Genomic DNA, 14407 nt, shown 5'->3' with positions numbered 1-14407 from the left:
CCGTATGCTTACGGTTTGTTTCTCGGGCCGCTTATTTTCCCTGCGGGACACGCTTACTTGAGATGGTATGGGAGAATTTGGTAGTGCTAAGGTCAGCTCTGAAGCCCCTGAGCTTAAAGGACCTGGACGCTTAACCCCTGCCCTGCGGGCGGGGTTACAGTCGCCCTTCTACCCTCGCACTAAAGAAGGCTGTTGAGGGGTTGATCAGGTGAATATGGATTCATGGAGGTTATGGAGGGAAAGGGAATGGTATGGAAAGTGTAACGGCCGCCTTTGAAGTTCGAGTTGTAACCTAAAAAAATATAATAAAAACAACTTGAACTTCAACAGCGGTGGAATACCTTCGCTTTCTCGGAATAACCGCACAATGAATCCATATTCACCGATCCCTGACCTACCCTCTCCCCCACTATCCCCACAAAGACTTATCTTAAACTTTTCAAGATATCGTTCACTCTGCTCGACACCTGCTTATAGAACTGGTACATCGCTTCGCCGTTAGCCAGCTCGGCGCGTTCGTAGTCGAGCTCATTTTTCGACTCCTGATACGATTCGGCCATCTGACGCAAGGTTTCGACCAGCAGCTTGATATCATCCGATGCAGTCAGGCTTTGGCTGCGTCGGGACGCTTTGCGCTGCAGCAGATTTTGCCGTTTCTCGTCCAGTTCGCGAAGCTTGCTGTAAATTTCGAAATCAACAAATTTATTAACCTTCATTAAATTAACGAACGGCTCCCATGGATCTTCGTCAGCGTCGTGATCATAGACGTACAACGCACCTTTTTTAGTAATGGTCGAGGTGTAGATGGCTTCAATGAAATTGGTGATCAGCTTTTCCTCGTCCTTATGGGCGTTCAGCAGCTTTTCGAACTCGGCAATTTTCCCGGAAATCCGGTCGTACTTGCTCAGCTCATCCTTAACCAGCTTCAGCAGCTCAGGAGAACGGATCAGGTTTTCCTTGGCCATATCCGAATTTACACTGCCAAAAATATCCTTCGTCCGTTCAACTTCAAGACCGTTTTCAAGCAGCTGCTTCAAATCGCCTACGCAGCGCTGCAGCTCTCCCAGATTCGGTCTGGATGCTGCAAGCTGTAAGGAGTAAGCCTCCAAATAACGGTTCAGGTCAAAAGGCTGCGTAAACATACATTCGTAACGGTTAATCGTCCCGCTGTCGACTCCTTTTTGACGGATAACATGGAGTGTCAGCGCGCGCTCGAAGGAAAACCGCACCTCGGCATTGTAGCTTTTCACTCGTCCATTCTGATATGTGTCACCCCATGATTTTTCCGGAATCGGTGATGGCAGGTAAGTCCAATTGACCTTATCCGTCTGCACCAAATGGCGGCCGACGCCCTCCGGCTCAAGAATGGTACGCTCATAACTTTCCTCGTATACCTTCATAGGCGTATAAAGGAACAACGGAATCCCATTTTGGGTGTTCAACCAGAATATGCGGTTTTTCACCTGACTTTCCTTGATCGTAAAGCGTGAATTGGCAATCGCGTTATCCTGAAAATTACGAATACCTTTGAAAATACTTGGTGCTTTGAAAGGTACTGAAACAAAACCCCACGAAGGGAAATTAAAATGCCCTGAGCTATTGCTCAAATGAAACACCGGCTTCGCTTCTTCATAAAGGCGGCTCGCAATTCGCTGCTCCACAAGCTTCTCAATCGAATCCTCATGTCCATACTTGATGATCAAATAATCTTCCATCGATTTGGTGATCAAATCGCCAAAGTGATCAGTCAAAAACTCGGATATCGAGCTGATTACGTCCACTTCCTGCTCTTTGATCCACTGGTTTGATTTGGCCAGCAGCTCGCTCGTAAAGTCACGGATCAATTCATTGACGTTCTTCTCATTCGTCACTTCACCAACAAGCGAGGCAATATCCGGGATGCTAACAACGTTCCAATAATAGGTACGGTTCCCCTTGTGATCGACTGCTTCTTCACCGTTGGTCAGAATCCGGCCGTTCTTTTCGAATATTTTATTCAGCTCATTCAACAGCTCGGAAAACACCTGATAAATCCGCGAATTTTCATCATTGATCAATTTATATAAATCCTCATAAAACTCGACCATCTGCTCCATCCGCTCGCGGTCTGCGTGCAGCAGATATTCCTGGATTTTGGACTCGATAAAAGCATCTTTCTTCTTGTCCTTGGAGATGAACGCGCTGCGGGCCTCGGTCATTTTCTGAACCGACTGCTCTTCTGCAGATTCTACATCACGCGGGATACGGTAGATGCTTTCACGCAGTGCTTCTATATAGGAGGAGATCAGCTTAAGCAGACAAAAGCCCTTGTCCTGCAAAATAATCCTCGACACGTAAAACGGTCCCTGCTCGGGATTGCCGAAAATTTTCGTCATCTGCTCGGTGAAATTTTCCTTGATCTGACCGGGCAGCTGCTTGCGGCTCTTGATATATTCCTCACGGGCACGCGACAGGAAGCTTTGCTCCAGCTCTGTATCGATATTGACGACCTGCTGCTTGATGACGTTGTTATAGCTTAACCGCTCGCTGTTCTGATAACCGGGAATCGGCTCGGGAACACGCTTGTCGAACTCGCGATGCACAGAGTCAGGATCGATACCCAGCTTGTGCGCCAGCTTTTCCACTTCTTCCTGTGTGGGTCCGGCGTCGAACATCTTTTCCATGCGCTGGAACACCTTGTAGGCCAAGTAAGTCGTCATTTCCTCAATTGGCAGCACCGCAGAGGACGCACCCAAAATATTGTACTGATAGTTGGCGGCATACGTTTTCGGCATCTGGTTAATATTCGTGCGGATGTTGCTGATATAATCATGGATCGCGAATTCCTCGCCGGAGCTTTTGTCCTCGCTGGCCATAAAGTTGGTGATATTCTCCGCCGTTACATTCATACAGTAGTCATAGGCATTTTCCAGCAGCTTGCCTTCGAGATTCGTAGCAGATATGAGATGTGCCAAATTAAATGGAGGCATCGGCGAATTAACGTTCAGGATGCTCGCATATTGCTGCTTGAACCGCTCAGTACGCTCATCGACATTCATCCAGTAGTCGAGTTCCTTCATCGCCGCATAGCCGTTCTTTTTAATATATTCGCGTGAATGCTCAGTCAGGCTTTTGTTCGCCAAATTAACGTCAGGCGTGAACAAGTAACCAAGTATATTGACCTTATCTACCCCTGCGGAACCGTAATCGCGCTCCATGATACCCCGTACGATATAGGCGATATCGAGGAAGCAGCCGCTACCTGTACCTCCGGCGAGGCCCGTCAGCACGAATACCATCAGCTTTTTGTTCGTGCCGACAGATAACGATTTGATTTTCCGTTCGATCGTTTGCACAACCTGTACGATCTTCGTAAACAGCAGCAGACGTCCGGCCTGTCTGACACCTGATGCACCATTAATGCCATCTGTAATTGTCAGCTCGGGTGACAGCCATTCGCGAATGTAAGGCTCAAGAATGCTGCGGTTTTGCAGGACGCTGCCGATTTCGGCATTGGAGAGCAGCACGAACTCGGTTAGCGGATCCAGACCAATGCCTTTATATTTTTTGTTGCGGTCATGCTCATTCGTTTCCAGTGCGAGAAATTCGACGTTGGCCGGCTTCTCCTTTTTCTTCTTCGTGAATGGATCCTCAGGAAGCTTGAATCTGCGGTTGATCTGGTATTTCAGACGCAGCAGCGCGTCAATTCCTGTACCGCCAAGCCCAATAACGAGCATCGGATTGTCTATCGTATCGACACGAATTTTGTCGCTGATAATGCCTCCGCCCAATGACACATCCAGCTGTTGAATATGCTCTCTGACAACTGCTTTCATATTGATGGCCTCCTATATGATGCCTTGTCCAAATCGTGAATGTTCAGGTTAAGGAAGCATGTCTTCGACACCTGTCGAAGGCTAGTCTCCCTGCTGCGACATATTGTCGCATCCTGTTTCATCGTTTGCACATGGATTTTATTTGATAAATTCAACCGTGATCGATTTATTAATATTTTGCAATAAAATTTTGATACGATCGTTATTTTTAAGCTCCTTGCCGTTTACTGCGTCGAATAAACGACCGCCCTTTTCGATAACACAACCCGATTGGTTGTACAGAACGACCGTGTCGCCAGGGCCCGGCTTAAACACGATCTGCTTCGTTTCGGCAAATTCCGGCGCCAGCTGCAGCAATTGGTGAAGCTCCACTTTGCCTTTGAAGGCATTCAGCTTGCGGTACTGCGGGGTTGTTCGCTCTCCGGTGTCCTCATCCTTGATTTCAACGACCATTTGTCCGTAAAAGCCTTTATTCGCCTTTTTCCATCGGGATAATGCGAACAATGCGGCTGCGATCAATACGAGCAAAATCCCCACAATCCATGCTATAGGGCCAACCAGAGCCGAAGTACTTCCCGCAGTCGCCTCATTGCTGCCAGTGGTTGGGGGTGGTACAGGTGTGCTAGCTCCGGCTTTTTTGGCGGAAACGGTCACTGGCTGTGATTCGCGAACGAAGCTCGCATCCTCTGCCTTGACTTTGATTTCATAGTCATGCGCCTCAGGGATCTTGAAGGTTCCTTCTATACCTTGTACCGAAGCCGTTAGTGGTGTTTCCGACGTTTTTTTCGTATCAAGATCGGTTATGACCAGAGCGGCCTTGAGATTTTTGTATAAATCGGCATCCGTTATCTTGGCACCATTCGACTCCAAAAATGCTTTAATCGGCACTGTGTCTCCAGGCTTATAAGAATTAGACGACAAAACCTCCATCGACACCTGCACATCGTAGTTATAAATTAAATTAATGTCGATTTTTTCTTTCGGTACGCCTTTAATTTGCAGCTTCCAATCGCCTTGCACCGGACTTATCAGCTTAATTAGCGTATAAGCGGAGGAAGCAGTATAAATAACTTTGTCGGAAGGGATCGTTTGCTGTTGGCCCGCAGGGTTGATCAGCTTCGCTTCTACCGGCTTGGACGACATCATTGAAATGTTCGCTTCCAGCACGCTCGCATTGGGAATGTTAATTGTCACATCCTGGAATTGACCGTTCGCCGTAATGCCTGTGAGCGGTACAACCTTGAGCTTGAGGTGGCTCGCATAAATTTCACTTAATATTTGCGGCAGCTTGTCGGCCGTCGAGGTAATGAACAGCTTGCCGCCAGTTTCTGTCGAAATCCGCTCCAAAACATCCTTGTTCAAGGTGCCGTCTGCATTCAAGCCAATCGTGTAGATCGGAATGCCTTTGTCCTTGGCTTTCTTCACGGCCTCATTCAGCACCTGATCGGACTGCTGCTGGCTCTTACCGGCATTCAGTGAATTATTGCCATCGGTCATCAGAACGATCAACGGAACATGTCCGGGCTCGCTGCCGCCGGATTCAAGGATTTTTACGGCTTCATTGACTCCAACAGCTATATCGGTATAAGGCCCTCTCGTCAGCTGATCGATGAACGTTTTCAAGCTCTGTTTGTCGGCTGCACTGCCTATCTTCAGCAGCGCCTTTTCCCGTAAAATTTGATCCGTATACGCCACCACACCGATCTTGTCGCCTTGGACAGATGCCATATCAATGAACATTTTCATAGCTTCATTGCTTACCTTGTTCACATCGCTTTCGTTCATGGAGGTACTGACATCCACCGAAAGCACAGCATCGATCTTCGTGTCGCTGCCCGCTGCCAGCGTATAGAGCGGGAAAGCCAGCACCAACGCAAGCATGGCGGCAGCGATCCTTATAAGTGTTCTATTATTCTTCACGTTGTTAATCCTCCAAAACATTCATATACAAATAGACTATCTACTCACCATCTTAATCTTTTAGAGCATAAAATTCCACTGTCCCATTTCTTATGATATTCTTAAGGTTACTTACAGCCCACATATCGAAGAGGAAATGAGCGCAGTCGGACAAGTCCAAATACGCCGAGCGTTTCAACCTGAGCCTTGTGGTCGATACAATGGAGGTGCATTGGATGCTAACCTATACCTTGCTGGCGCTAGCCGTTATTTTCATTCTGTTCAGGTGGACCCAGTTTCATAAAAGCAAACAAAATGAGCTTTCCCTGGACCGCATTGATGCCGATTTCAAAAGTCAATTAAACCAGGGTGATGCTCATGAAAAATAAAATCGCTGCCCATTTTCGACCCAGTCGTCGAACCAGCCATACCTATGAACGTTTGAAGCAATGCAAAGGTTGCGGCAGCTACTCTTCATTGTGGGAAGATACATGTCTGTATTGCGGGGCAGATGGAAAATTCACTCCGTTATTGCCTTTACTGCAGACGATTATGAAACGCCATGCCCAAAGAGACGTATTGATTGTCGGTACAGGAGCCCTTGCAGCTATAGTGCTGAGCAAAAATTTGACGGAAATGCTGATTTCGCTGCTGGCAGGAATAGCGCTTATTGTGCTGTATCTCCTGCTGCGCAAAAAATATACGCCCTATCTGGAGAAAAGCTTGCTCAACGAGCTGCTGCAGAGTGAAAATCGTACGATTCGCGAAGGATTGCTGCTGGATACCGAGGATGCGGCTGCCGATTTGAAGGCCGAGGATTATAAACAAGCTTATGAAAAGCTGCGGGAAATTGGTTATTTATTTACCGGCAATCAAGTGAAAATTCTCAAGATCATCTGTCTGAATCATTTTAATCTGCGTAAGGATATGGACCTCGAGCTCAGCACGCTGCTGCCCGAAGCCTTCGATATTGATTTTGTGCTGTATTTGTTTGAGGTGAGCAAGGTGAACCCTGAGCTGGTCAAACGGGATGCTATTGATTATACCATTCGCTACCGTACAGAAATCGAAGCCCTGCCGGGTGGACATATTGCGCTCGCGCTCGTATTTACAGCCGCGCTGCGGGTAAAGGCTTATGTGCTCCAGTACCAGGATCAAATCGCCGATTTTATCGAGGAGCTGCCGCGTGAACGTTTGATTCGACTGTGTCATTTGGTCGCTGAAGGCCCGGATGATTTTCCACAGCTGTACTCAAAGCTAACAACTCTTCTGAAGCAAAAGTACGAGTCCGATCCTGAGCTCCAGGGAATCATTTAAAAGTATAGTGAATAAACATCGGAGCGACCGTGGTGTTCTGGAGATAGCGTAGCGTAATATTCACCACACTAAAATCATCAAGAAAGGAGGATTGCCCATTGGCATCTTTCATGTACAAACGTTCGAAACGAACTCGCAATGCAGCTGCTATTGTACTGGCGGCAGTGTTGTGCCTGACCGGATACAAAGGCTATATCAGCTGGCAAAAGACAGATCTGTACGCCAAAGGTGTGGAACTGCAAGCTGCAGGAAACGAGCTTGAGGCTCAGCGAGCCTACTCCAAAGCCCAACAAATTCGCATCATTGACTATAAGGAGAAGGAAACCGCCGCGGCGCTGGCTTCCTTGAATCCCGCTACTGCACTTAAGAGCTGGTTCACTTCCCTTTCCACGGACCTGAAGGCGGCCGAAAACGTGAACGATATCACCCTGCTGCTGAAAACCTACAACACGTATCAGACTAAGGCCTCAGAGATCGCGGTGCTGGACGAAGCCTCGCAAAAACGTTTTGCCGAAATGTCGGCCTCCGAGCAAATGGAGGAACGTTTTAACAATGCGTTCGCATACGCCAAGCAGCTGCTGGTCAAAAGTTTGGAGAGCGATATCAGCAAGAAGACTTTTAATGGAGACAACAATATCGCTTATTTGCTGCAGCTGCCTGCCGCTTACTATAAGGATGAAAATACTAAAAAGCTGGAGCTGAATAAGCTGCTAGAGCGCTACGATCAAGCCCGATTGGATACCAGCAGCAAAACCAAATCAATCGGAGAGGTGTTAAAGGAGGTTGCGGGTATCCGCAAATTCTATGACACTAACCACGTTGAGGCCGCCTGGCTGCAGCCGAAGCTCGAGAGCTATGCGCAAGCGACGTTGTCCAAGCTGGAAAAAAATGATTTAAAAGGCTTTATTGCAGCCGCCCTGCTATTCCAGACGTCCAGTGAGCTGGGAGGTCCTTCATCTAAAATAAATACCTACATTCAAACGACGATCCGCAAGCAATTCGAGCGCGCTGAACAGCTCGCTACCACCCAAAAGTTCGCAGATGCCGTAGCTTTATATAAGGTGTTGAACGAATACAAGGACACGAATAAGGAAGTGAGTGAGCTCGATCAGCGCTGGCTCGAAGCCGATCCGCAGCAATTGCTGCGCAAGGCGGCAGGCACTGAGCTTACCTTTACCAATGTAATCAGTAACAAGGGGCAGGCTGGAGCCAAGCTGACCGCTGTAGGTGTGCTCGATAATAAAACCCTTGTGCTGGCCCGCCTGCTTGCCGATCAGAAGATCGAAATGTCACGAACCGCTATCGATCAAGGCATCACAGTAAAATCGATTCAGTGGTCAGACCAGATTGGCAAAAAAAAGGAGATCTCTTCTTTGCTGATCGAAGCCGCCTCCAAAACCCGCAAGGTTCGTTATCTTGCCTATGAGGTCAATACACCTGAGCTTTTTAAAGTTCTCGATGTTGAAGCTGATAAAATAGATTACGATCCCACGGGAGCAATTATTATGGATAACCCGACAGGTGATGGTGCCGGACAGAAGGCTGTTTACGAGTATCGTAATGGCCGCTATGCCTTTGTCAAAACGATGGCCGATACGAAGCTGGGTGGAGCTCCACTGGATATTCCATTGACGGAGATGATAAGCCACAAGAACGAAAAAATCCGTTTTCAGGGCACGATCACCTCGGTTGATGATAACCATGCAATGATTCAGCTTAATAACGGCTATGTGCTGTTGACCGGCAATGTTCGCTTCAAGAAGGGGCCCACGACGATTACTGGCATTTACACAGGCAGTGAGGAAGTGAAGAAGACACCAGCTCCCGTGACCGAATACAGGGTAACCGTGTTGGAGTTAGCCCCTTAGAGGAGCTTGGAAAAACAAACATCCCAAACCACATGAAGGTGGAATGGGATATTTGTTTTTCCATTAGGGCTTTTAAATCTCCATAATGATCGGTAGAATGACGGGTCGCCTTCCCGTCTGCTCATATAAAAAGCGTCCTAGCACGGCCTTCACATTGACTTTAAGCGAATTCCATTGATTCATATGTTGCGCCTGCAATTGGTTTATTGTGTTTTTGACAATAGCACTGGCTTCCTCCATCAAATCCTCAGACTCACGAACATAGACGAAGCCGCGGGAAATGATATCGGGCCCGGATAAAATTTTACCGTCCATTTTGCTAAGTGTAACCACGACAACAAGGATTCCATCCTCCGATAGATGCTTGCGGTCGCGCAATACGATATTTCCCACATCACCGATGCCCCAGCCATCTACAAGGGTATTGCCTGATGGTATTTTTCGAGTTTGGCGGGCCACTTGATTCTCAATGTCCACGACTTCACCGTTATCAATGATAAAGATGTTGTCCTTGTCGACCCCAACCGATTCAGCCAGCCATTTATGCTGATGAAGCATGCGGAATTCGCCGTGAATGGGTATAAAATATTGGGGTTTCATCAAAGTCAGCATTAATTTGAGCTCTTCCTGGCTGGCATGGCCAGATACATGCATCCCCGTTACCGTTCCAGAGCCATAGATCACTTTAGCTCCGATACGAAATAAATTATCTACGATTCGTGCAACATTTCGTTCATTTCCAGGTATGGGTGTTGCGGCTATTATGACAGTGTCTCCGGCTACAATTTCGGCATGTCGATAGTTGGAGCTGGCCAACCGGGATAAAGCAGCCATAGGTTCGCCCTGGCTTCCGGTACACAGGATTGCAATTCGATCAGAAGCCAGTTTATTAATATCTGCCGCTTCGATCAGCATGCCTTCAGGAATATTGATATACCCGAGCTCCGAAGCAATATTGACTACATTGATCATACTTCGACCGAGCAAGGCCAGCTTTCGATTCGTTACCAATGCCGCATCTACCACTTGCTGCAGCCGATGGACGTTGGATGCGAAGGTGGAGAGAAACACTTTTTGCGTAGCCCTTTTGAAGGCTTCTTCGATGTGCTCACCTACAATACGTTCAGACGGAGTAAATCCGGGACGTTCCGCATTGGTGCTTTCGGATAATAAAGCTAATACGCCATTTTTTCCGATTTGTGCCATCTGATGGAAGTCCGGATACTGCTCATTGACTGGCGTCAAATCGAATTTAAAATCTCCTGTATGTACAACTGTGCCTTCAGGTGTATGAAATACTACGCCCAGACAATCAGGAATACTGTGATTGGTTTTAAAAAAGGTTGCAGACATGGAACCCAACTCAACACTGGAATCAGAATGGATTTGTATCAGGTTAGCTTCAGCAAGCAGTCCAGCCTCTTTTAATTTACCCTGAATTAACCCAAGCGTTAGTCGTGTTGCATAAATCGGCATATTCAATTGCTTCAATATATAGGGGACGCCACCTATATGATCTTCGTGTCCATGTGTAATAATCAAAGCCCGAACTTTATCTCTGTTTTCCAACAAATAGGAAATATCTGGAATGATTAAGTCTATCCCTAATAAGCTTTCATCGGGAAACTTGGAGCCGCAGTCGATGACTACGATATCATCTTCGAATTGAATGAGATACATATTTTTGCCAATTTCATTAACGCCACCCAAGGCTGCAATAGCTAGTTTATTACCTACAGTATCCATTTAAGATCCCCCTAACCATAACTTCTTTCACTCAGTGTGCGTAGAGCCGGATTTTTTATACACCAACAACAAAATGAACAGACGCCCCATGGGCCGCCTGTTCTCAATATAGATGTTTATGGACTTGTTGGGGTGGTCCTCGGATGATCCCAGTCCAGCGGAATCCTGACTTCCATCGGCTTCGGCGGCTCCTTAACGTATTCTTCGATCATATTGACAAAGCGGGTTAGGGACCCTGACTCCAGTTTTGGGAACTGCACGCTGTAGGCGTACTTGTCCCTCGCTACACGAACAGCACGCTTGCTTGGCCATATCCTTTTGCCGGCGGAATCCTCCAGCATGAGGGTTGGAAGTTGGTTCACCGCATCACTCGATTCATAATCTACTATCGTTGTATCATTCAGAAACTGAACACCTGTGATCTTAATGGTTCCCCCGTTATTTCCATCGAGGACGATCGGAACTGTGCCTGTATAATCTGCAAGTACGTCTCTGTTAGACCAATCGCCTGGCTCCATTTGAATACCATTAATCATCATCGTTACGAACGGCGGCTTCGGATTAATCTCAGACAGGGGACCAAAGTTCATACGAGCCTCTCCATTACCACCCTGCCCGCCAGCAGAATCAAATTGGGTTTCCAGATCATCTTTGATCCAATAAAACAGTTTGTGATCCAAATCATCGTTTTTGACGACTAATTGTGTAGATACCGGCGTGAAAATAATTTCATCCACAGTAAAATGCTTATCCTGATAGGTGCCTGAAATCTGGGGCCGAAATTTGGAAGTCAAAAGCTCTGTTTTCTCAGTCGATAACGGGATCGTGACGTTCCAATTACCCTGAATGCTGCCAATTCGCTCAACGAGCATCGTCAATTTCGGATGCTCAGGCAGCACTGAGGTATTAATCAATGTCGTTCCCACAAAGGTATGATCTCCTGTAATCGTGAACACGTGGGTCGACATCATCGTAGGTTGAGCATCCTCTATCTTAAGCTTGTAATACACAGCAGCATCGTCAGAGGTCAAGCTTTTCTTGCCTTTAAGGAATTCCACCTCATAATTAACCACAATTTGAACACCGTCATAAAAAGCATTGGCTATCGTCAAACGGATGTCTTTATCTATGATTGCAATATTAGTCTGGGTGCTCAGGTTTTGTTGTTCAATTTGCTCAAGTCCGTTGTCAAAGCTGGCACCTGAGCTCTTATACAGCAGCTCTATAAATTTCGACTTTTGAAGAGCGGCACCTACTGATGGAGAGAGAAGCCACGCTCCGGCAACGATAACCGTACATAAAATCAAGGCGTTGGCAACCAAAAGCCATTTTCTGCGTACATGCTTGAATCCAGGCTGATGACCCTTCGGATCATGGGGAGCGTACTTCTGGTATCGTTGCCACAAAGTCTCAAAAGAGTCGGATAGTCGAAGATGGCTCATGCGGTTCTGAACAGCATCGGCTACTTCAGGCGGTAGATCCATGCCAAGGTTCTGTCTAGATTGGGAATCCAGTGTCATTTCACATTCTCCTTTACCCCGATGAAAAGATGATGTTCCTTGCTGTCCGTTCGCAATTGTTTCAAAGCGGCATGAAGCCTGGATTTGCAAGTCCCTTCCTGGATTCCTAGCACAGCCGCGGTTTCTCGCAGAGACAGTCCGGTATAATAGTGCATAATGATGACCTCTCGTCTTTTCCCGGATAATAAATTAACAGCCATCCACAATTCCTGTTCCCGTTCATTCTGCATGATGAGATCTTCTAGCGATTCAGATGCTGCCGTCTCCGGTACTTGTCCCATCCAGGTAAGCCATCGCTGCTTTCGCAGTGTACCTCTGATCAGATTCAACGTGATTCTGAATAACCACGGTCGCAAAGGTTTCGATAGATCGTACAAATGATATTTGTGAAAGGCACGAAGGAATGCTTCCTGCGCGATATCATCGGCTAGTGCCCTTGATTTCGTCATCATAAGTGCAATTCCATATACATATGGGACATGCTCCTCATACATCTTTTTCGCTTGCTCTTCAGTTATGGGTAATCCCCTCAAAGACTTTTCCTCCCTTCCCTTACACTCGTAGTAAATATGCTATCAACCGTCAAGAAGTTCGATTCAATATCTCTATAACAGGGATTATTTATATAAATTATATTTATTACTTGATCGAGAAGCCTTTTCATGTTCTCTTCAGATTTAATAATCTACTTTAATGGTAAATCATTACGTTCCACATTAGAAACTTTTTCCAAAACCCTCACGTCTAATTATAAAATAGCCTATAAAGGAGAACCCTCATGTCCTTCCTCAATCGTCTTATTAAATGTGTTGTTAGCCTCGTGCTTTTGTTTGTATCAATTATCCATGCAACTGATCAAGCATCAGCAGCTCCCAAACAAGTGAAAGTACATATGCCTGCGTTTAACGTTGAGCTCAATGGAGTCCTGATTGATAACGAGCACCAGAAGTATCCTTTGCTGGTTTATAACGATGTCACTTATTTTCCTATGACCTGGGATTACAGCCGTGCCTTAAGCTTGTCCGTTAACTGGGATCAGGAAAGCGGATTGAGTATATTGCGAAACAACCAGTTCCGGCAAAAGCCACAGCAAAGTCTGGGATTTAACAATGATCCGAGCCATGATTACACGGCAACAGTTGCTGACTATCCGATCAACGTCAACTGGAAAAATATCGATAATGCTAATGAGCCATATCCGATTCTGCAGTTCCGCGATATCACTTATTTCCCTATGACCTGGCGCTTTACCCATGATGAATTTGAATGGGATACGAGCTGGGATAATAAAGCAGGGTTCAAATTAGCGACCATTCAGCATAAAGTGCTTTACCATCTGTTTTATGATGAGGGTGATTTCCTCTATGCGTACGGCAACCAAAATGATATATATCAAATAAATAAATCGCTGGAAGAGACACCGGTCCGACTTGCTAAGGATGCCGCTGATAAGATCGCTAAGCATGAAAAGGACCGCTTTCAACCTTATCAGGCTGCCAATTTTGAAAACATAAACGAAAAAGTTGAATTGAAAGACCAGACGATTATATATAAACAGCTCGAATTGCTGTCATTTTCGTCCAGTACGGAGGATAAACAGAAGGATAAGACAAAATCGAACGTAATGCCTATTGCCTTGCGCAACAAGGTCCATTCGTTTGAAAGTATAGTTCTACCTGTAAACAATGACATCAGTTTTGTGCATCTCACTGTTTATTACGCGGATCGGGATATTTACACCCCACAAGACAGCTTTACGTTCATTGTAAAAGACGGACGAGCGGTACCGGTTCCCGAATTCAATCAAAGACCGAATTATGTGATACCCAATAAGGACGGTTCCAGTTGGTTCATTAGCCAAGCTCCCTCCTCCATGTCTGCTCGTACTGCCAGACTTCGCGGCCAGGTTCTGCATGTTTCTTCTGACGGTACAACGACATCCATGAACAATCAGACTCAGGCCGATAACCTTGATCTACTGTATGTTGATCAGGGCGCTTTAATAGTTAGAGCTTACAGCGACTTATTACCGCCCCAACAAATCAAGGAAACGGACGGCATCTATACGTTAGATGGAAATAAACCTGCAGCCAAGCTGTACCCTTATTTGCCTGGTGATTATTATGTTGACGCAAGCCGTAGCCTATATCTGATGGACGGGATGACAAACCGCCTTACCAACATAACGACGAATTCGTCCAAATATTGGTGGGATTATGAATTGATGACTCAATTATATTAA

At 46.4% G+C, this 14407-nt stretch carries 9 protein-coding genes; 4 read left to right on the top strand and 5 right to left on the bottom strand.

What is annotated here, in order from left to right:
* Positions 1–425: 425 nt before the first annotated feature.
* On the bottom strand, positions 426–3815 hold the full coding sequence (locus tag BK127_RS09640; RefSeq protein WP_076229821.1) for a tubulin-like doman-containing protein: 3390 nt from the start codon (positions 3813–3815) through the stop codon (positions 426–428).
* Positions 3816–3953: 138 nt separating this feature from the next.
* Positions 3954–5696 carry a VWA domain-containing protein gene (locus BK127_RS09635; RefSeq protein WP_179097437.1) on the bottom strand — a complete coding sequence of 581 codons (1743 nt, stop codon included), beginning with the start codon at positions 5694–5696 and terminating at the stop codon, positions 3954–3956.
* 254 nt (positions 5697–5950) lie between these two features.
* On the opposite strand from BK127_RS09635, the gene BK127_RS43635 reads away from it, so the two are divergent.
* The 3 genes from BK127_RS43635 to BK127_RS09625 all read left to right on the top strand — a co-directional run bounded on the left by BK127_RS43635 (position 5951) and on the right by BK127_RS09625 (position 8899).
* Complete coding sequence (locus tag BK127_RS43635; protein ID WP_179097430.1) at positions 5951–6103, top strand: hypothetical protein; 153 nt, start codon at positions 5951–5953, stop codon at positions 6101–6103.
* Positions 6093–7031: a hypothetical protein gene (locus tag BK127_RS09630; protein WP_076229819.1), complete on the top strand. Its 939-nt coding sequence runs from the start codon at positions 6093–6095 to the stop codon at positions 7029–7031. Before BK127_RS43635 ends, BK127_RS09630 begins: the two co-directional genes overlap by 11 nt.
* Positions 7032–7129: 98 nt before the next feature.
* On the top strand, positions 7130–8899 hold the full coding sequence (locus BK127_RS09625) for a hypothetical protein (RefSeq protein WP_083689210.1): 1770 nt from the start codon (positions 7130–7132) through the stop codon (positions 8897–8899).
* 72 nt (positions 8900–8971) lie between these two features.
* Here BK127_RS09625 and BK127_RS09620 read toward each other — a convergent pair whose 3' ends face one another.
* The 3 genes from BK127_RS09620 to BK127_RS09610 form a co-directional block, all read right to left on the bottom strand.
* A complete protein-coding gene (locus tag BK127_RS09620; RefSeq protein WP_076229818.1) occupies positions 8972–10645 on the bottom strand; it encodes a ribonuclease J in 1674 nt (557 codons plus the stop codon).
* A 116-nt stretch (positions 10646–10761) separates the two neighbouring features.
* The gene (locus BK127_RS09615) at positions 10762–12165 is read right to left on the bottom strand and encodes a DUF4179 domain-containing protein (RefSeq protein WP_076229817.1); all 1404 of its coding nucleotides are present in this window, start codon (positions 12163–12165) and stop codon (positions 10762–10764) included.
* Positions 12162–12698 carry an RNA polymerase sigma factor gene (locus BK127_RS09610; RefSeq protein ID WP_144026416.1) on the bottom strand — a complete coding sequence of 179 codons (537 nt, stop codon included), beginning with the start codon at positions 12696–12698 and terminating at the stop codon, positions 12162–12164. The genes BK127_RS09615 and BK127_RS09610 overlap by 4 nt, the downstream gene beginning before the upstream one ends.
* Positions 12699–13045: 347 nt before the next feature.
* Here BK127_RS09610 and BK127_RS09605 point away from each other — a divergent pair, with 347 nt between their 5' ends.
* The gene (locus BK127_RS09605; protein ID WP_179097429.1) at positions 13046–14407 is read left to right on the top strand and encodes a hypothetical protein; all 1362 of its coding nucleotides are present in this window, start codon (positions 13046–13048) and stop codon (positions 14405–14407) included.

It is taken from the genome of Paenibacillus sp. FSL H7-0331 (assembly GCF_001956045.1).
The sequence above is the reverse complement of the archived record's forward strand: the minus strand, read 5'-3'. Positions and strand labels throughout refer to the sequence as shown.

Coding starts and splice junctions, on each gene's coding strand:
- BK127_RS09620 (WP_076229818.1), bottom strand. CDS start 10,645: ATGGATACTGTAGGTAATAAACTAGCTATTGCAGCCTTGGGTGGCGTT.
- BK127_RS09640 (WP_076229821.1), bottom strand. CDS start 3,815: ATGAAAGCAGTTGTCAGAGAGCATATTCAACAGCTGGATGTGTCATTG.
- BK127_RS09630 (WP_076229819.1), top strand. CDS start 6,093: ATGAAAAATAAAATCGCTGCCCATTTTCGACCCAGTCGTCGAACCAGC.
- BK127_RS09635 (WP_179097437.1), bottom strand. CDS start 5,696: ATGCTTGCGTTGGTGCTGGCTTTCCCGCTCTATACGCTGGCAGCGGGC.
- BK127_RS43635 (WP_179097430.1), top strand. CDS start 5,951: ATGCTAACCTATACCTTGCTGGCGCTAGCCGTTATTTTCATTCTGTTC.
- BK127_RS09615 (WP_076229817.1), bottom strand. CDS start 12,165: ATGACACTGGATTCCCAATCTAGACAGAACCTTGGCATGGATCTACCG.